The 21,331-nt window shown below is 23.7% G+C and carries 16 protein-coding genes; 12 read left to right on the forward strand and 4 right to left on the reverse strand.

Features of this window, described 5'->3' with window-relative positions; translation table 11 throughout:
• The 8 genes from KGF50_RS13555 to KGF50_RS13590 all read left to right on the forward strand — a co-directional run.
• Positions 1 to 545 (forward strand): hypothetical protein (locus KGF50_RS13555; protein WP_227848540.1); only part of this gene is annotated, 545 nt, incomplete at its 5' end.
• On the forward strand, positions 526 to 1,203 hold the full coding sequence (locus tag KGF50_RS13560) for a prokaryotic E2 ligase family D protein (RefSeq protein WP_227848541.1): 678 nt from the start codon (positions 526 to 528) through the stop codon (positions 1,201 to 1,203). The genes KGF50_RS13555 and KGF50_RS13560, both read left to right, overlap by 20 nt.
• A 26-nt stretch (positions 1,204 to 1,229) precedes the next feature.
• Entirely contained in the window at positions 1,230 to 1,802 is a 573-nt protein-coding gene (locus KGF50_RS13565; RefSeq protein ID WP_227848542.1) for a hypothetical protein, read from the forward strand.
• Between the two features lie 62 nt (positions 1,803 to 1,864).
• Entirely contained in the window at positions 1,865 to 2,233 is a 369-nt protein-coding gene (locus KGF50_RS13570; RefSeq protein WP_227848543.1) for a hypothetical protein, read from the forward strand.
• Between the two features lie 4 nt (positions 2,234 to 2,237).
• Positions 2,238 to 2,921 (forward strand): ThiF family adenylyltransferase, encoded by a 684-nt coding sequence (locus KGF50_RS13575; RefSeq protein WP_227848544.1) that lies wholly within the window; start codon positions 2,238 to 2,240, stop codon positions 2,919 to 2,921.
• An 80-nt stretch (positions 2,922 to 3,001) separates the two neighbouring features.
• Complete coding sequence (locus KGF50_RS13580; protein ID WP_227848545.1) at positions 3,002 to 3,796, forward strand: hypothetical protein; 795 nt, start codon at positions 3,002 to 3,004, stop codon at positions 3,794 to 3,796.
• A 296-nt stretch (positions 3,797 to 4,092) separates the two neighbouring features.
• Positions 4,093 to 5,055 (forward strand): hypothetical protein, encoded by a 963-nt coding sequence (locus KGF50_RS13585; RefSeq protein WP_227848546.1) that lies wholly within the window; start codon positions 4,093 to 4,095, stop codon positions 5,053 to 5,055.
• Positions 5,056 to 5,078: 23 nt separating this feature from the next.
• A complete protein-coding gene (locus KGF50_RS13590; RefSeq protein WP_227848547.1) occupies positions 5,079 to 10,436 on the forward strand; it encodes a DUF960 family protein in 5,358 nt (1,785 codons plus the stop codon).
• 229 nt (positions 10,437 to 10,665) lie between these two features.
• On the opposite strand, the gene KGF50_RS13595 is transcribed toward KGF50_RS13590, so the two are convergent.
• A complete protein-coding gene (locus KGF50_RS13595) occupies positions 10,666 to 11,205 on the reverse strand; it encodes a helix-turn-helix domain-containing protein (protein WP_227848548.1) in 540 nt (179 codons plus the stop codon).
• A gap of 200 nt (positions 11,206 to 11,405) precedes the next feature.
• Between KGF50_RS13595 and KGF50_RS13600 the strand changes: the two genes are divergently transcribed.
• On the forward strand, positions 11,406 to 13,397 hold the full coding sequence (locus KGF50_RS13600) for an AAA family ATPase (protein WP_227848549.1): 1,992 nt from the start codon (positions 11,406 to 11,408) through the stop codon (positions 13,395 to 13,397).
• Positions 13,398 to 14,871: 1,474 nt separating this feature from the next.
• On the opposite strand, the gene KGF50_RS13605 is transcribed toward KGF50_RS13600, so the two are convergent.
• The gene (locus KGF50_RS13605) at positions 14,872 to 16,059 is read right to left on the reverse strand and encodes a replication initiator protein A (protein WP_227848550.1); all 1,188 of its coding nucleotides are present in this window, start codon (positions 16,057 to 16,059) and stop codon (positions 14,872 to 14,874) included.
• 685 nt (positions 16,060 to 16,744) lie between these two features.
• Here KGF50_RS13605 and KGF50_RS13610 point away from each other — a divergent pair.
• From KGF50_RS13610 to KGF50_RS13620, 3 genes are read left to right on the forward strand one after another with little or no spacing between them, the layout of a single operon-like run.
• Positions 16,745 to 17,665, forward strand: coding sequence for a hypothetical protein (locus KGF50_RS13610; RefSeq protein WP_227848551.1), 921 nt, complete (start codon positions 16,745 to 16,747; stop codon positions 17,663 to 17,665).
• A complete protein-coding gene (dnaX, locus tag KGF50_RS13615; protein ID WP_227848552.1) occupies positions 17,653 to 19,134 on the forward strand; it encodes a DNA polymerase III subunit gamma/tau in 1,482 nt (493 codons plus the stop codon). Before KGF50_RS13610 ends, dnaX begins: the two co-directional genes overlap by 13 nt.
• 32 nt (positions 19,135 to 19,166) lie before the next feature.
• Positions 19,167 to 19,961, forward strand: coding sequence for a single-stranded DNA-binding protein (locus KGF50_RS13620; protein WP_227848553.1), 795 nt, complete (start codon positions 19,167 to 19,169; stop codon positions 19,959 to 19,961).
• A gap of 151 nt (positions 19,962 to 20,112) precedes the next feature.
• Here KGF50_RS13620 and KGF50_RS13625 read toward each other — a convergent pair whose 3' ends face one another.
• Both KGF50_RS13625 and KGF50_RS13630 read right to left on the reverse strand, forming a co-directional pair.
• Complete coding sequence (locus tag KGF50_RS13625) at positions 20,113 to 20,712, reverse strand: peptidoglycan-binding domain-containing protein (RefSeq protein ID WP_227848554.1); 600 nt, start codon at positions 20,710 to 20,712, stop codon at positions 20,113 to 20,115.
• Positions 20,713 to 20,738: 26 nt separating this feature from the next.
• A partial coding sequence (locus tag KGF50_RS13630; protein WP_227848555.1) for a M56 family metallopeptidase occupies positions 20,739 to 21,331 on the reverse strand: 593 nt, incomplete at its 5' end.

The following is a 21,331-nucleotide window of genomic DNA, read 5'->3' on the forward strand; positions in this document are numbered from 1 at the left end:
ATACAAATATCATTAATATTATTCTTAAAAACACTAGTGATATGATTTTAGAAGTTAATCAAGATGAAGATACTTTTGAATTAGTTGCAGAATTATTTAATACACTTGAAAATTTCTATAATATTAAGCATATTTTTACTAGTTATTATAATCTAATCACTTCTAGTTATGAAAGAACTATTATCTACAATGATAGCAATATGTATAAAATATTTGAAGATATTATTTTATATCTAGAGGATTGTTTAGATGTTGATTGCAGAAAAGTTGGAGATAATTATATGTTTCATAATAAATTCTATTCTTATTTTGATAATGATATCATGGTTATAGCTATTAATATTACTATAAAAAATAATATAATATCACTAATAAAAAATCTTTTTATAGATAATTATTATGATGATTGTTATTGTTCAAGAGGATATACTTTTTTATGTATCTCTACAGATACTCTGATTAAATCAGGAATTAGAACTGATGTTTTTATATTGATTTTATTAAGTATCTTGGAGGAGAAATATAATGAAAACTATATTATTTGAATTAATAGAAAATAGTAACACAGTTAACCTTATAGAAAATAATGTTGGAAGAAAAAGAGTTAAAACATTGCTTGTTTCAGATTTTATAAGTAGTATACTCTCATCTTCTAAATTAGAAACCCTGTCAGATATACCTGTCTTCAGTCCTATATATCAAGAAAAAGATAACATGAAACTTATTCAGACAATCCAATTAAATAAAACAACAAAGATCTATATTATACTTCGAGAAGAACTATCTGCTCCTATGAGTTTTGGTAAAGATTTTTATAGTGATGTAGGTATGCCAAATTTATTGTTTGCGATAAAAACTGTTAATAATATCTTTAGTAAACTATATGTATCAGTATCCAAGACAAAAAATATAAATAAAAATACTCAATTATTTATTTATCCATTTTCAAATGTATATAAAAATGGAAATGTTTGTTTAGGATCTAATCAAATTAATTTAGATTTTAGCAAAATAGAAAATATTTTTCTAATACCAAATATCTTTTTTAGTATGGCAAATACTATTGACCACTTTTCTGTAAAAAATAACACACAAAATCTAGATTATTTAGAATTACTAGAATATCTGAATCATAAACAATTTGACAATAATCTATTAATTAAAAATTATACTTATAACGAATGGACCAAAGAACTTATTTAAAATAAAGTATAAATTGGAGGTAAAATATGATTTCAATATGTGGCAAAAATAATTTCAAAATAAAACGTCATTCATTAAATATAAAATACACTAATGATAAAGGTAAAATTATAGAAGAAGCTGTCAATGCAAATAGACTCTTTGACTTATATGCTTCTTGTGAGAAGGCTATGTTATTTGAATTATTAGATAATCAAGGTAATTATTTAGAATTTATCATTGAAGATATAGAGAATCTCTCAGAATGTTTAATTAATGAAAATTCTAGTCTAAATTTATATCTATATTGTGCAGATTTAGAAAAAACACCTATAATATCAAAAAAGAAAGCTTTAAAAGAAATAGATAAAAGAAATGTATGTGTTATAAAAGAAGAAATTACTGAAAATGCCAAACTTAAAATTATTTCTTTTCCTAAAAATTGGACTAGAAAAATGCAACAATTTTGGTTAAGAAAAAACAAATATCCTATAGTAACAGAAGATTATAATTTTATTTATGATTGTTTCTCAACTCAATATTCAGCATGTTTTGTGAAATATAAAAAGAATATTGTGAGCTTATATTGGTATTTTCCTGAAGATTTATTTAATCTTTAGTTCTTTAATAAAAAATTTGAAGTGAAAATAATTAATTAATATATTTATGGAGGTAAATAAAAATGAATTTTTCAGAATTATTTAGTACAAAATTAGAAAATTTAAATGAAAAACCTAAAGAAACCAAAAACAATACACCTAGTATAAATAATAATAAAAATAATACAGGTGTAAATAAATACTTAAAGCTTGAATCAGAATGTAAAGAATACACAAAGATTATAGTAAAAGTATTTGGTAAAATTATAAAAGAAATAGACAATGAAGAAGATATAGAAAATATAAAAATAAAAAATCTTACAGAAGAAGTGCTTTATACTTTTGGATATGAGGAATTAGGTAAATCCCCTGATTGGAGATTAGAACCTAGTCATGATAAAGTAGTTGCTTATTTATCTGCTACATATAGCAACTTTAAAAATAAGGGTTAGTACTATGTTTTCAATAATAATAGTTGGATGTGGTGCAACAGGAAGTCATTTAATTACATTGCTATCTCAACTGGCTATTTCTGAAAAAAAAATTGATGAAATTATACTCATTGATGGTGATATAGTTGAATCTAAAAATTATCGTAACCAAAAGTTTACTTCTAAAGATTTAGGTATAAATAAAGCAGAGGTACTTTCAAGTAGATATAATAAATTAGGTATAAAAGTATCTTTTATTGATGAGTATTTAGTTGATAAAGAACTTGTTGTAAATTTAATAAAAAATTCTTTAAATGATTTTATACTTATTGGATGTGTTGATAACAATAAGGCACGTATAGTTTTAAATGATGTATTTTATGATAGTTGTATTAATTCTCTAGTTTATATTGATACTGGTAATGGAGAAGGAGATGAAAGAACTGGACAGACTGTAGTTGGTGTTAAATGTGAAAATAACATAATATATCCACCTGTTTGCAATTATTTCCCAGAGATTTTGACTTCAAAAGAAGAAGTTAAAAATGAAACATATTCCTGTTCTGAAATACAAAAACATCCCCAAAATTTTGCAACTAACATTCTAAGTGCTACAACTACTTTCGTGATAACAAACAACATCATTTGCTTAAATAAATTTAATAAAAATTTATTTGTATTTAATTCAGATACAGTTTCTATTTTATAAGATAATAAATAAAAATAGTATAAACAAAGGAGCCATCAAAGGCTTCTTTGTTTATATTACTATACTAGGAGGTAGAGTAATTGTTTAAACATATCGGAGATACTGAGAAAATTATTTTTCAAAAATTTTTCAAATTTATTTTAAAATATAAGAAAGTATGTATGAATTTAGACTTAAATATTATTAATAATACTTTCCAATTAGATGAAATTATAAAATACTATTCAAAAATTTTTTCACTAAATTATAGGTTCCATGAAAGATATAGTTTAGAATATATATATACATGTAAAACAGTATTAGAATATTTTATAAAAAATAATGTAGTTCTTAAAAAAAATATAGACTTTATTATTCAAGTTGAGATACAGAATCATTTAAAAGATTATTTTGACATTGATGATGATGATTTACTGGAATATGATTTAGGTTACATCATGAAGTTATTTGAAAGCTTCGAAAAGTTTTTTAATATAAAGTGTTTTTATGAATCACTTAGTTATTTGGCCATTGAAGATATCCCTTCCAGTCATGAACATCATAAAGTATTTCAGTCTTTAATTATTAATTTGAAATATAATCTAGAAGATGGTGCTACATATGATGATTTTTTTTCATTTTATAATACTGATTCTCGTGCAATTGCTATTAATACAACATTCAGTGAACATATAATAAATTTAATCAATCGTTCTTTTCCTATTTTATATGATAATTATAATCAATGCTATACAAAGGATGGATATACATACTTTATTTTTGATGAAATTGGCTTTGAATCACATTCAATTAACATAAATAGTATTATACTTATAATTTTAGGATATTTAGAAATTTATTTAAATAAAAGTTATGAATCTTATTTTAGCTTATAAAATTTAGAAAAGTCAGAAATGATTTTATATCATTTTTGACTTTTTTGTTATTTCAATACTGATATATAACACCATATCATTACAATTCTAGAACTTCTAATATACCAAAATTTTTTCAGTACTTTATAAATTCTGTTAAATACAATCTTATAGTAAATAATCAAATTTTTAGTATTTTTTATTCAAAAAACTTTCAAAATTGAACCATATTGTATTTAATAAAAAAATTAGCTATTAATTAGCAACTTAAATTTAAGCTGTACATATCAGCTATACAAAATTGGGAGGAATACATTATGAAAAAAATAAATATTTCATTAAAGTTGTCTGAAGAACTGGAACAAATTATATTTGATAAAGACGAAAAAGTAAGTCTTACTTTAAAAGGTATCTTTTATATAAACAAACTAGTAGGAGCAAGTATTTTTCAACCAGATAAAATTTATTTTGATGGAGATTATAGGGAAAATCCATATGTTATTAACAATGATGATGGTTCAATTTTTAAAGTGATTTCTACTTCAGTAGCAGTTTCAAATTACAATGGGAATCAAATAATGACTTCCGCCACAGTAAGTTTTAATGTAGAATCCAGCCTTTTAGATTCTCTTGGGCATGTTATTTCAGAAGATTATACAGCTGGTGAAATATTAAAAAAAGGAACATCAGAAGTTACTAATGACAATTACATTATACCTATTAACTCATCATTAGAACTAGTTGTAAGTTTAAAGAATGCAGAAGTTCAAAAAACCTTGAGTCAGTATTTATCTAACAAAAATCTTTCTGATAGAACTGCATTATCTTATAGTCAGAGAAATGCTTTAAAGAAATTACCTCAGTTTAATTGCCCTATAACTAATATAACTGGCATACCTGGTTACAGAATGGCAATTATGACTATACCATATTTTTATGAAGATGATAAAGATATCAATGAAATTATAAATAGTGCTAAGTTATTAAATGCTAATATATTAAATTGTAAGCTTCTGGCTATTGATGGTGACGAAGTCATAGATGCTGTAGATTTAGAATATTTAAAATCTATTCAAAATTATGATGAAGAAATAAATAAGAAAGAGTACTCCAATGAGAGACTAATTCTATCAGCCAAGTATTCAGAGTGTAAAAAAGCAATTCCAGACAAATTAACAAAAGCAATTGGAATACTGTTTCCTGATGTTAATTTAGAAGAAGTTAAAAGCCTAAATAATAAGCAAATAAAGTTTTTAATACAGTATGCAGAAACTCTATAAAAATAATTTAAAAGGAGAAAAAAATGAGTAATTTAATAAACTTTTTTAAATCTAAATTTAACGAATTAAGCAAAAACGATAGCAACAAAAAATCAAAAAAATCTAATAAAGTCAAAGATAAAAAACACTTGAAAAATCAAGTTTCCTTGTTTGATTTATCTTTTGATGAAGTAGACAATACAAAAACTGATAAAGAATCAAAGTCTAATATTAACAGTAACATGAAGGAATTTAGTAAAACTACTCCAGATAAACTTTTTCAAAATACTTTTCTTAAACAAATTACAAATCTAAGTTCTAAAATTAATAAAAAGAAATCAGATATATCTGATTTCTTTTTATCAAGAGAGAATCTATCAAACAATAATTCAGAACGTTATCAAAACAATTTAGACGCAATAAATGTATTAAATAAACTAAATGATTCAAAAAGAGATGTAACTACTAAAGAACAATCTATTTTATCAAAATATGTTGGATGGGGTGGCCTTTCAAAAAAATTCACTGAAAATTCTAAGAGTGATAAAGAGTTAAAAAATGTTTTAGGAAATTATTATGATAGTGCAAGAGCTTCATGCTTAACTAGTTTCTATACTCCTGCAACAGTTATAAAATTTATTTACAAAGCATTAGATAGATTTGGTTTTGAAAAAGGACGTATATTAGAACCTGCATGTGGTACTGGTAGATTTTTAGGTTTTATGCCTGAAGATATGTATTATAATTCTAAAATATTAGGTATTGAAATGGATAAATTAAGCTCTGACATTGCTAAATATTTATATCCATCATCTAAAATAATAAATACTAAATATGAAGATAGTAAAATCAAAAATGAAAGTATTGATTTATGTATAACAAATGTTCCATTTAGTACAATTCACCCATATGATGCAGAAGATAAACATCTAAATAAATATAATTTAAACATTCATGATTATTATTTTATAAAATCAATCGAAAAAGTAAGAGATATGGGATTAATTATATTTATAACAAGTTCAGGTACACTGGATAAATCAGATACTAGTGTTAGAGAGATTATAGAAAAAAAATGTGATTTTATAGGTGCTGTAAGACTTCCTGTTGAAGTTTTTTGTGATACAGATACAACTACAGATATAATATTTTTAAGAAAAAACAAAAACAAATTATCTTCTGAAAACTGGATAGATATTGTTAACTATGAAGATTTCCATATAAATAATTATTACAAAAATAATCCTCATATGATGTTAGGTGAAATGAAGATAGTTTCTTCTCAATTTGGTCCAAAACAAGTTCTTAAAAGTGCAAAAAGTTTATCTACTAGTGATTATGATAAATTATTAAAATACTTTCCTTCAGGTATCTATGAAACACCCCTAAATGATGCATATATGTATGAAGAAGAAGAATTAAAACTTTGTACTGATGATGAACTAAAAGAAGGTGAGTTCATATTAGAGAATGAATTGATTTATCAAAAACAAGGAAAATATCTTATTCCTTCTTCTTTAATTGGTAAAAGAAAAGAAAAGTTGAAACAGTTTATAATAATTAAAAATACTATAAAAAATATAATACAAGCTCAACTTAATAACTGTACAGACAGCGAATTAAATGACCTTCAGAGTAATTTAAATACTGAATATGATAAATATATCGTTGAATATGGTTTCATAAGTTCTAGAGGCAATAAAAAGCTTTTATCTGAGGATACTTTATACTATCTTGTCGCATCTTTAGAAATATATAATAAGCAAAATAATACATATAAAAAAGCTGATATGTTTTCAAAAAGAACGATAGGTAAATCAAAATCTGAAAAAAAACCTGAGAAAATCGAAGATGCTCTTATGATTGCATTTAATAATTATGGATATTTAAATATTGATTATATCTGTAGCCTCATGAATCAATCATATCATAGTGTCAAAGATGAATTATTATCTAAGCAACTTGCTTATATTGATCCTTTGACAGGATATTTAGTAGATAGAGATAGTTATTTAAGTGGATATGTTAAAGAAAAATTAAAAATAGCCAAAGAAGCATCAGTAAATAATAATGCCTTTTTGGTGAATGTTAAAGCTCTAGAAGCTAATCAACCTAAATATGAAACAGATGTATTTTTTAACATTTCATCTACTTGGATACCTTCAAATATAAAATCTGATTTTATTGAAAAGACATTAGATCTTAGAAAAAATTCAATTCAACTATTATATTCAACACACCTTGGTTATTCAATAAATTGTTCTGCTTATATACCTATAAATAAAAATGAGTTTATATGGGGTACAAAAAGAAGAAAATCTTTATCTATTGTTGAAGCAGCATTAAACATGAAGACTATAACTGTCACTGATAAAGAAACTCAAAATGGTAAAGAAGTTTCTGTCAAAAACTTAGAAGAAACTCAACTTGCTATGAATATATTAGATAAATGGCTTATAGCTTTTCATAACTATGTAACAAGTAATAGTTATATTCATAAAGAGTTACTTGATATATACAATGAAAAGTTTATAGATTATAAGGAAAAAGAATACAAAAATATACTAAATGATGTTAGAATAAATCCTAACATAAAATTGCGAGAACATCAATTAAAAGGAGCTAGTAGAATAGTTACTTCTGATTGTAACACTCTTCTGTGCCATAGTGTTGGTTCAGGAAAAACTTATACAATGATTACAGCTGCACAAGAACTAAATAGGATTTCTAAAATAGATTCAAAGAAAGGTAATAAAAATCTATTTGTTATACCAAATTCGCTTTGTGAGTCTGGACAATTTGCTAAAGAATACTTTAATTTATATCCTCAAGCAAATATTTTAGCTACTACTTCAAAGGATTTCTCTAAAGCCAATAGAAGAAAAATTATAGCTAAAATTGTTACATGTAATTGGGATAGTATAATAATTCCTCACTCGGTTTTAGGATTAATACCTTTAGAAGCTGAAACAGAACTAAAATTGGTAGAATCAGATCTAAAAGAATTAAATAAAACACTTAAGTATTATAGAGATGAATGTCCTAACTTTTCTATAAAAAAACTTGAAACAATAAAAGAAAATTATTTAAATAGAATTAAAGAGTTAAATGACATGCGTAAAGATGATGCTCTTCTTTCATTTGAAAAACTTGGTATAACAAACTTATTTATAGATGAAGCTCATAATTTTAAAAATTTATATTTTAATACTACTATGCAAGTATCTGGAATATCTTCTTTAAAAACAAAGAAAACTCAAGACTTATACAATAAACTAAGATATTTTAAATCTGTTAATGGAAATAAAGGTGTTACATTTGCTACAGCAACCCCTATTTCTAATAGTATATGTGAAATGTATACTCTGCTTACTTATTTAAATAAACCTTCTCTAGAACATTATAGAGTAGATACTTTTGATGCTTGGGCAAGTACATTTGGTTCAATCATTTCTTCAATGGAAGTAGATCCAACTGGACAAGGTTTTAGATTCCAACAGAGATTTGCTAAATTTTGTAATGTTCCAGAACTAGTTAATATATTTAGACAAGTTGCTGATGTGGTTAATATCTGTGATATAGAAGATTTAGATATTCCTAAAGTAAAAGAAGAAAAACCTATAGTAGAAATTATAAAACCTACAAACCAAATGAAAGAATATATAGATTCTCTTGTAAAACGTGCAGAGGAAATTCATAATGGTCCATATGATCCAAGAATAGATAACATGTTAAATGTAACTACAGATGGTCGGTTAATGGCTGTAAGCCCTGCATTAGTTGGAATTGATGGTATATCACCAAAGATAATAAAAGTTGGCGAAAATATAGCTTCTTTATATCATGAGGATAAAATAAGTACACATCTAGTATTCTGTGATTTAGGAACCCCTACTGGAAATTCACATAATGTTTATAATGATATAAAAAATGAACTTCTAAAAAATAATGTTTTAGAAAAAGATATAGCATACATACATGATGCCAATACACCAGAAAAAAGAAAGAAACTTATTGATGATTTTAATAATGGTGTTATTAGAATATTAATTGGTTCTACTTCTAAAATGGGTGAAGGAACTAATTTTCAAAAACATTTAAAATCACTTCATCATGTAGATGTACCTTGGAAACCTTCATCAATTTCACAAAGAGAAGGTAGAATATTAAGACAAGGAAATTTAAATAAAGAGGTATATATTTTTAGATATGTAGTTGAAGGTTCTTTTGACGCATATTCGTGGCAGACAATAGAAATAAAAGCAAAATATATAGCTCAAATTCTTAATAATTCCTCATCTTCTAGAACTGCTGAAGATATAGGTAATCAACTTATGAGTTATGCTGAAACAAAAGCATGTGCTTGTTCTGATGATAGAATATTAAAATTATGTGAGATAAATAGAGAAATTCAGATAATTGAATTAAATAAAAAAGCATTTCTAAAACAAAATTTACTTACTTTACAAGATATAAAGTCAATAGAAAACTCTATAGAAGCTTTAAATATATCAATATCTAAATTAGAAGAAGATATTAAAGTATATGCTTCTAATTCTAATGATTTTAAAATAACATTAGATGGAAAAACTTATTTTGATAATAAAACAGCTATAGAAACTCTTGGAGAAATTTTGGATAGTGGAAAAGTTGGTTTTTTAGGTGAAATTTATGGCCTAAATATAGTTTATGAGAAGGAATTTACATTTGATAATAAAGTTAGAGAATTTATTTCACTTGGCAACAACTATAAATTTGAATTTTCTGCTTTGAAAACGCCTAAGACTTTAATTAAATATTTTATGGATTATAACAAAACTAGCTCAGATAAGTTAAATAGCTTAAAAGGGATGTATTTTGCTAAGAAAGATGAACTTATATCCCTTAAAGAAGTTTTAAAAAATGATTTCTCAGAAGACCATAAACTTGAAACTCTTATGATTTCAAAAGCTAAACTTGAAAATGAATTAAGAATTGGAAATACTGTAATAAAAGAAAATAAATCAGAAAATAATTCATCAAAAAAAGAAACGGAAAATGAATTAATAGTTACCTCGGATAATGATACAGATACATTAGATGAATCTGACATAGGACTATTCAATGGTAAAAAATATATTTCTAAAGGTGTAAAAGCCCAGATTTCACCCGAATTGCAAAATTTTATTTGGGGTCTAATAGAAAAATTAGAAGGTGACAAAGAATATATTCAAATATTTGATTTAATTCCTGGTGATTCTAATCGTATATCAGTTATACATAAACAAGGTTGCCCTAAATATATAGCTACACATGAGTTACAACAAAGTATATGTAATAACTATAAAATTAATAGTGAAAAAACAATTATAGTAAAAGATGACATTAGTTATGTAGTGATGGCATTAAGTAGTGAAGATTAAGTAAATAAGATATTATATAAAAAACAAAATGGGTTCCTAAGAACCTCTAATTTATGTGATAATTATTATATGAAAAATCAAAAATCACATTTTGATTATAGTAAATATGGGTGTTATAAACAAGTAGTATTGCCATTAGGCATTGAAACAATTATTCCCCAGTATGATTCAGTAAAACTACTTAGCCTAATTTTAGAGGAATTTAACTCAAAATTTGATTACAAAAAAATCAATTTTGAGACATATCCTTTTTCTTTTTCATAGCTATTTTATCATTATAAATACTTATAGTGAAAATATCTTCCTCTTTTATTTCTAATCTCCTTCTCCATTTTAATGGTATCAATATTCGTGGACTTATTCTTCCTTCAGCATTAGGATGAAAATATATTAATTTTTCGACTTCATCTATTAAATCATTTTCTGGACCTTTATTATCTATACTTTTTTCTATTGTAATTTTATCACTATAAAGTCTTAATCTAAATTTATCTTTTTCTTTCACATTTAGATATATTATCCATGCTAATGGAATGCTTATTAGTGATGTAATCCTTAATTTACTTTTTACAAAAACAAGTTTTTTATCTTTTTCGTCTTCTAATGACCACTCTAAAAGTTTACAAATCTTAATTAAAGTTGTAGTAGATATATTATTTTTCAGTATCTTTGTATATGTACTACTATGTATTCCTAGATATTTACAAAATTGTCCTTTTGTAAATCCTAAATCTTCTCTCTTCAATTCTATTTTTTCAGTAATATTCATTATTTATTTTTACCTCTTTCAACAAATATTTATATTAACTACAATAACATATCTTATGTTAACTTAGACAATAAAAAAAATTTCAAAAATTTTTTAAAATAGCCCCATATTATAAAAAGGAAATAAAAATTTAAGCTATATATTTTAGCAAATAAAAATTAGCTGTATTTATCAGCTTAACAAAAATAGGGGGTATTAAAATGTTTCAAAAACTAAACTTAACAAATGTAAAATGTTATGATGAAAAAACAATAGACTTATCAAAGCCATTAGTTATAACAGGTAAAAATGGGGTAGGAAAATCATCCATCTTGGAAAGTATTATATTTGCAGTATTAGGATACATACCTGGTTGCGATAAAAAAACATCTGATATGATGAAAATATCAAAATATCAAAATGGATTTTCTGTAAAATTATATACAGACAATGGGATTATACAAAGATCCTTGAATTTAAAAAAATCAAGTGGTAGTGAAGAGCTGTATTTTTCAGAATCTAAGGAAAGTAAGCTTAGTGGTAAAAACAAAGATATAATAGATAAACTTGGAATAAATACAACTTTTTTTGATATTAATACTTTTCTTTCTTTAAACTCGAATGATAAATCTAAACTAATTTATTCTTTAATATCAGCTGGTAAGTATGATAAACATTATCTAAGTTCTAAACTAGATAGTATAATCCCAGAAAACATACTAAATGAGTTGATGTATGTATATCAAGACAAATATTCATTTGAAGAAAATCTTAATAAATTATTAGATTATGTTTCAAATAATAAAAAAATTATATCTAATGACATAAAAGAAATTAAAGCAGTTATCTTTCAGTTGACATCATTAAAATTTGATATAAAAATTGATATAAACAATAGTATAGACAATGAAATTGAAAAGAAGCAGTCAGAAATTTATAAATTAAGAAATGATATAGATAATATAAAAAAAGAAACTCTTAAGAAATCCGAAGTCTTAAATAAATATAATAATCTTAAAAACAAAGTTGAAGTAAATAAAGATAAAAAGAAAAGTTTATGTAGTGAAAAAGAAAATTTACAAAAAAATATTCTTAAACTACAAGATTTTAAGTTCGATAATGAGATTAATGAGAAACTATCAGAGTTAAATAATACTTTAAAAGCTCTAGAGCTCACTGGTATTGAAATTAAAAATGAAAAAACTAATATAGAAAATAAAATTAAAACTAATAATAATTTAATAAAAACAATAAATGAGCGAAATAAACTGAAAAAATGTATTATTGATGAAAATATATATTGTGGCAACATGGAAGGTTTTAATGCATCAATAAATGCCTTAAATGGCGAATTAAAAGGCTTTTCCAATATTTATAATGATATATCAATTAAATACAATTCAGCTAGAAAGAATTATCGTGAAATTGATAAAGCTAAAAATAGTCTTTTAGAAACAATTAGCGACCAAGAAAATAAAAGAAAAGAAAAGAACATTGAATTATCCAATATAAAAGAAAGAATTAATAATATTGACAAAGAAATTTTAAATATAGATAAGCTAACAGATGAGTTGGAAGCATATGAACACACACTTAAATTATTTAATAGCTCCGATAATATAGATTTACTTGAAAAAATGTTATCTTTATCTGAGAAAGATTTAATTGATTTAAAAGAGAAATGGAAGCAACAATTAGATATAAAACAAAATATGATATTGTTAGAAAAAAATGAATCTATTAAAGATGATAAAGAAATAAAATTAGAACATTATAAATCATTAGAGAAACTTTTAAAACAAGAAAAATCCAATCTAATCAATAATGGTATAAAACCATTTATACATTTGATGAACCAATTTTTATTAGAAATTGCTATTAATAACAAAACTATTTTTATTAAAAATGAAAAAAATAAGGTTGATTTTGGATTTATAATAAATTCAAAAGAGATCTCTTTTGAAGCTCTATCAACTGGTGAAAGCATGATATTTTTAATTGCTCTGATGGCTGCCATATATCAAAGCAATGATTCATACTTTAAATTACTTGCTCTAGATAATTTAGAATTACTTGACCATGATAATTTAACATTTATTTTTAAGAACATTGATAAGTTAAATAAATATTTTGATAATATAGTACTAATAGGAGTTTTAAACCATTTTGATTTAGAAGAATTCTCTACTAATATAAATATTCACAGACTATAATAATGAAATGGAGAGGAGATATTATAATCTCTCTCCATTTTTAAAGTTGCAATATAGTAAGTTATTCTTTCAGAACTTAACATCTTCTTCCTTAAAATTTATATAATATATTTTTCTTATTTAGTTTTTTTGAATTTAAGAAAAATTTTATTTCTTAAATCTGCAAAAAAACAACTTCCATTTTGAAAAACAGAATCAAAAATTACAAAAGTAAGAAATGCTTCAGTAAAATAATCTTTTGACAGCGTTTTGAAATTTATATCTAAAAATCCAAAAATCTTACCAAGTATTATTTCTAAAATATCTGTATTAAATAATTTTAATCTTGCACATATATAAGATACAAAAAGTAAAAAATAAATTAAAAATTTCATCATAGAGAAAAAATCAAACTTAAAAAATTTATAGAAACCATAGGATGCTAAATAAAAGTATATTAATGACCCTAAAATAGTAACATAATAAAAAAGTTTAGTATTATCTTTTGACAACTCAGAACTTCCTTGTAATAAATATACGGAAAAACCAGTTGCAAAAATAACTAAAAAAGAACCTATAATTAAAATATAAATAACCAAAAAACACTCAAAGCCAGTATTGGTTCCATTAGTAACTCTTTTTTTGCAACTATTAATTGTTTGGCAACTTGAAATAAAAATTAATAAAAAATAGAAATAAGTATAACGAACTTCCAAATATTTATAGATAGGTGTAAAAGCCATTCCCATTATAATTATAGCAGAAATAGAAATTGGAAATAATTCTTTAAATCTTATAATATATTCTTTTATAATATCAGGAAGATCTTTAAGAAAATATCTTTTTTTTATAATAAAATTTATAAACCCTTCAGATTTTTCACTAATAAGAAAGGATAATAAATTGCTTATAATGTATAATATTAAAAAAAATATAAATTGAAAAAAAAGAAAAACAAAATTATGTAGTAATATACTCTCAGAACCTGGCTGAATAGTTTTATATAAGACTTCCATATAAAACTTAAATTGTTCGTTTTTCAATAAATAAAATATTAAATTATAAGTAAAAAAAAGTATAAAAAAAGCAAATATTAAAAATTGACAATAAAAAGATAATTGAAAAATTAGGCTATATTTTTTTCTAAATATAGTTTCATCCTTTTTTATTAAATCACATAAAATTTTAAATAATAATTTTTCACTAAATATAAAACCTACAAATAGTATAAAAACCATTTCTAAATTTATATCATTAGGAAGAAATTTCAGATAATAATACATTAAATAAATAATACTTAATTGAAATAGAATTACAATTCCTGTGTAAAACATTTCTCTTGATATTTTTTTTTGATACATAAATACTTTCTCCTACACTTAAAATTAATTATAAACATTAAAAGTCCTCTAATTATATTTTTCCAATGATGTTAAACTATAAAACTATGTGAGATAATATGTTGACTCTTATCCAAAGGAGTAATTTTATAAAATTACTCCTTTGGATAAGATAAATTATTTTCAATTGCATATTTTATTGCAATTTTTCTTCTTACTTCTCCACATTTCCAATTATTTTCAACCACATTTTCATAAACTTTTTTATCAAGTAAATCATCAGATTCTAAATTAGACTCTTCTTCATCTCCATATTTTACAGCTTGAGATTTTTCTATATGCTTATTTAAGTATTCTTCATCTTTATCTTTCAAACTTCCATTAAAATTATCAAATTTATTTTTCGAATATTTTTTCTTAGGCTTTTGTTCATTATATAATCTATTATCATTTTCAAATTCTTCAATCGTTTTAATGTTTTTCTCTTTTAAACTTTCTAATATTTTTTTTATGTAACTATATTTTTTCTTAATATTATTCTCAGAAACATTTATAAAAATTTGTTCCCAAACTTCTATATCTAAATTATCACTATTTTTTTCAATTAATTTTTTCATTCCTGGTTTTATTTCTTTGTCAACTTTTAAATTAATATATAATTTTTCAATTTTATTAATTTTATTTTCTTTATCAACAACAACATTAAAATCAGTATTACTAGAATCATTATTACTATACGGTAAATTTTCCCGTTCTTGTACAGTAGTTTTTACTGTTCTTGAACGGTAGTTTTTACCGTTCAAGATTTTTTTTAGTTTTTTTTCTGAACGGTAGTTTTTACCGTTCAAAGTATTTTTAAGCTTTATAGCTTTATTTTTATCTTCTTTTTCTCTATATTTTAAAATTCTTTCTCTTTCAAGTATGCGTTTTTCTTCAACATTAACTTTAAATTTATCTACATACAATGAGAGTTTATTTATTTTAACATCAACTTTTTTAAGATATAAAAGATTGGATTTTCCTTGTCCTGTTTTGTCTTCTTCTAACAAATTAAAATTTATAAGTTCATTTTTATAACCACGTGCAGTTTTCTCACTTACTCCTAAAAATTCACTCATAGATATTTGATCACATTTAATAAATAATCTATTTTTATCATCATACCATTCGTTGGAAAGGGACAGCTTAGTTCTATCTAATAAAAATCCATACAATATTTTAGCCTGAGCTGAAAGGGGTTTCTTGTCAGATGGTTTAATGTATTTATCTTCATAGAACAAAGCTTTTGGAATTTGTATATGTAATTGTTTTAGGTCTTCTTCTACTGTAAAATAATCTCCCATTTTTTTACTCCTTTACTGTATTTTTAAAATACAAAAAAGCCTTGATATTAAGAATCAAGGCTGAGACATCAAATTTACACTAACTTCCATCTTTTTATAAGTAAAATAACTATCAAAAGTATTGCAAGGATTTATGATATATGATATTATTATCGTATATTATAAGTAAATAAGAAGTCTACTTTGCACATGATGATTAATACTCTGTTCTTCGTTTTTATTAATTTTCAGTTTGGTAAATGAATTGGCGTTCATTATCAAACGTGTCGCTTGTAGGCTTTTTTTATTTTTTGTTTGTTTTATTATATTATATTTTATAATGTAATTTTTTGCAATTACTTTTATATTTTGCCTTTATTTGATATATTTTATAATTAATTAATGCACAATAATCCATGAAAAAACTTTTTGTTTTTTATACTTAACTTTAATTTTCTGTAGTAAAGTACATATTTTTAATATAAAAAAAAACAATATTGTTAAAAAATAATCAATTATTTTCTTTAATATATTCTCTTTTAATAATGTTAAAAAGAAAACTCTTCTAAGATTTTCATATTTATTCTAAAAAAATTCAAAAAAAAACCAAAAAAGAACCATATTATATAAAACTAAAAATCTATCATTAATTGATATAAAAAAATAAGCTGTACTTATTAGCAATATAAAAGAGAGGAGAAAATTAATGAAAAGTAAATTATTAATTACAAATAATTACTATAGTGTAAAAAAAGAAATTGATGCACTCGAAAAATGCTTAAGCTTTAAAGATTTTAATATTGAAAAAATTACAAGCAAGATAGATATTAAAGATTTGATATCTATGACTAAAATAATGCCAATTATGGATTCTTTTAGAGTATTGATAATTGACATAAACAAATATTCTAATAAAGATTTGAAGGAGCTTACTAAAGCTATTTCTATCTCAAATACTTGTATAATTTTATCTATTTATTACACAAAGGACGTTTTTGATAAAGGAAATAAAGATATAATAAAAATTTTTCAAGATTCTAAAATCGAAGTAAAAAAATATTTAACAATAGATAGAGCAGAAGTTAAAAAACTATTGTCATATCATAATTTAAATTTAAATCCTAATATATTTGATGATGCAGATAACATGGATGTAGTTTTAAATGATATAAAAAAGATTAGTTCACTAGACAATAGCTTTAAAAATTATAAAGAATATCTATCTGAGTCATTTAACAAAAATACTTTTGATTTAATTGATGCTATTGAAAATAGTAACATAACTAAAGCAATAGAGATATATACAACAATTTCAAAAACATCAAATATAATAGGCATTAACTTGACATTATTAAATCATTTTAACTTAATGAGACAAATACAAAATATACCTGAAAATGTGAGAAATATATTATATGAGAGAGAGAAAACAGTAAAAGGTAAAGCAAACTATATACATGAATTTAGATTCAAAATCCTAAAAGATAAAACTGAAAGAAGTAATCTAGATTTAGAATTTACTGTTAATGAGCTATTAGAAAATGATTTAAATAAAGAGAAAATAAATCTTGAGAAATCAATAGTAAAAATAATATTAAGGGGGAAAAAAATAAAATGTCATTATTAGCAAACAAATATAGACCAAAATTATTTGAAGAAGTAACTGGACAATGTCATATACCTTCTATTCTTTTAAATCAAGTAAAAAATAGAAATATAACAAATAGCTATATTTTTAAAGGACCTAAGGGAAGTGGCAAAACTACAAGTGCAAGAATATTAGCTAAAGCAATTAACTGTCTTAATCCTGTGGATGGAGAACCATGTCTACAATGTGAAAATTGTAAATCAATAGAAAATAATACATCAATTGATATATATGAATTAGATGCGGCTTCTAACAATGGGATAGACAATATTAGAGAAATAATAGATAGTATTAGATATGCTCCATCTAACTTAAGGTATAAGGTTTATATAATAGATGAAGCACATAGATTGTCTGCACAAGCAGCTGATGCTTTTCTTAAAACTTTAGAAGAACCACCATCATATGTAGTTTTTATATTAGCAACAACAGATGCTAATCAATTGCCAGCAACTATTAGATCAAGATGCCAATTGTTTGATTTTAGAAGAATAGCTGTAGAAGATATATTAACTAGATTAAAACATATTAATTTATTAGAAAAATGTAACTTAGAAGAAAAAAGCTTAATGTTGATAGCTAAACTAGCAGATGGAGCATTAAGAGATGCAGTAAGTTTGTTAGAAAAAGTAATCAGCTCAAATAAAGAATCATATGAAGAGATAGTTGAATTACTAGGTGTAGCATCAAATGAAATTTGTCTTAAAATAACAAATAAATTAATAGATAAAAAAAGTGATGAGGCAGTAGAGGAATTTTACAAGATAATCAAATCTGGTAAAAGTATAGAAATCTTTCTTAATGATTTAATGATTACTTTTAGAAATATAATGCTTGTTAAATGTGGTGCAGATACAAATATAATTGCAATGAATGAAAATTATATAAAAAAAGTACAGCATTTTGCAAAACAAATAGATTTTGAAAATATATTTGAAATAATAGATATTTTACAAGATGCAGAAAGTAAATTGAGAAGGACTTCTCAAACATCTATTTTAGTTGAAATGACACTAATAAAAATAAGTAGATTGAATAAAAATGAAAAAATCAATAATGATTTTCCTGATAATCTTGAAGGAATAGAAATTGAGGAAATAGAAATTAATTCAATTAAAAATGATGTAAAGTATAATAATAACGAAAATAAAGGAAATAATGCTTTACTCAATCAAATAAGAATGAATATATTTAATAATTTCAAAAACAAATCTAATGCAAATCTAGTATACATATCTAATATAATTAATCATTCAGGATTTACGGAAAATCTAGATGGAAGTTTAATAGAACTAATTGTAGCAGTAGGTAAAAACAAAAAAGAAAATGATGAAGCTATAGGATATTTACAAAACTTTGAGAAAGATACAAATTATATAAAGAGAGAAATAGTAAATGAATTTGACAAAAACAATATCAATACACAATTTAAATTAGAAATATGTTAAAAAATTAAATTATATAAAAAGGAGATTTTAATATGATTAATAATGTTAATATACAAGGGAATTTAGTAAAGGATGGAACTTTTAAAAACTCTGGATCTGGTTCGATGTCATATTTTAATACTATTGCTGTAAACTCAATAAATTCTAAAGGAGAAAGAGAAAGATATTTCTTTCCAATAAGAGCTCATGGAAAAGTAGCTGTATATATGGCTAATACAACACATAAGGGAAATGAGATAACTATATTAGGGACCTTAACTCAAAATCCTTTAAACAAAGAAATTAACATTTTAGTGAATAAGTACAGTAATCATGACTTGAATAGAGTGAAAATATCTAAATATAATCAAAGTAATGGTTATAATCAAAATAATAATAATCCTTATAATCAAGGTAATGGTTATAATCAAAATAATAATAATTCTTACAATAACCAAGGTAATGGTTATAATCAAAATAATAATGATTCTTATAATAACCAAGGTAATGGTTATAATCAAAATAATAATAATCCTTATAACCAAGATAACAATTCTTATAATCAAAATAATAATAATTCTTACAATAACCAAGGTAATGGTCATAATCAAAATAATAATGATTCTTATAATAACCAAGGTAATAGTTATAATCAAAATAATAATAATCCTTATAATCAAGGTGATGGTTATAATCAAAATAATAGTCCTTATAACCAAGATAACAATTCTTATAATCAAAATAATAATAATTCAGATCCTTATAACTGGGAGGGTTATGATGAACCAAAAAATAATCAAAATTCTACGAATATAGATGATAATGATTTTAGTGGATTATATGTTTAATATAAGTGCTATGATTATCTATTTAAATACACTTTACATCATTTACATCTAAAGTATGGAGTATTTATGCAATTAAAAAAAGCCACTCTTCTGAGTGGCTTTAAATCCCTTAAAAAACATTTGATTTTATTTTTAAATATAAACTATAAAATTACATGTCTAACAGATTTGCCATTCTATCAAACGTGCTATATCCAACAATTCCATCTGAACTTAATGCATATGCTCTTTGAAATCTTTTTACTGCATCATATGTATCGTTTCCAAATAAACTATCTATTTGTACTTTATATCCAACATCACATAACATAAGTTGAGCACAATGTACATTATTACCACTTGTTACATGTCCAAAACCTACAAGTGTTCTTGTACTTATGGTATAATTTCTATCTCCTGTAATTTTAATTGTTGCCTTATCAGGGTCATAAGTACCCTTATAATTTGAATAAGTTCCAATGTCATATTCATCTGATTTAAGTAAATCTGAACCTATTGGTAAAAGAATTTCTGCATTTGGATCAGGTGCTATATTTAAAGCTTTACATTTCTCATCATAATTATCTTTTATTTGCTGTGGAGCATCTTTATATATATATTTATATACATTTATTTCAAAAGTAATGGTTTTATTTTCGCTTATAGATGTAGTCTCACCTCCCTGTTTTTCTATATCTGCAAAAGCTGTATTCGTAAATACAAGCATTGAACAACAGATAATTGTTAACGTTTTTTTGATTTTTTTTAACATAATGTCCCCCTAGATTTTGTATTTATCTATTGCATAACATTTGTAGAATTTGCATTAGATAGTTCTATTTTATCAGAATCTTTCGGTTTTTTGCCTATTTTTTTACATTTTTCTTCATAAAGTTTTCTAACATCAGGAGGTGCAGTGCCATATGTATAATCTGTAGTTCCAAAAGAATGACCAGAACTTGAAGAAATACTCTTATTTTCAGATAGAATTTTCTTCTTTATTGGTGCTTGTGCATTTATATCAATAAAAGAAAAGCATGAGCTTATAAATATTAAAATAGCAAAGACTATTCCTCGTCTACCTCTTTTTTTACCCAAATTTTTTATTCTTATTTCCAAATTTGTTTTTTTAAATTCTGTTACCAACATACCCATATTATTTAGATTACTTAGCTCAATTGCATGTAAAATAGTTAATCCATATTCTTTTTTCTTTTTTGGCGAACATCCATTGACAACACTTTCATCACAACATAGTTCACAATCAGAACTTATTCTCTTACTCATAATATAAACAAAAGGGTTAAACCAATAAATAGATTTTACAAATACTACTATGAATTTTATTAAGATATCTCTATGTTTAAAATGTGTTAACTCATGTTTTAAAA

The sequence above is a fragment of the Clostridioides sp. ZZV15-6598 genome, from assembly GCF_020657705.1.
GTDB classification, from domain to species: Bacteria; Bacillota; Clostridia; order Peptostreptococcales; family Peptostreptococcaceae; genus Clostridioides; species Clostridioides difficile_F.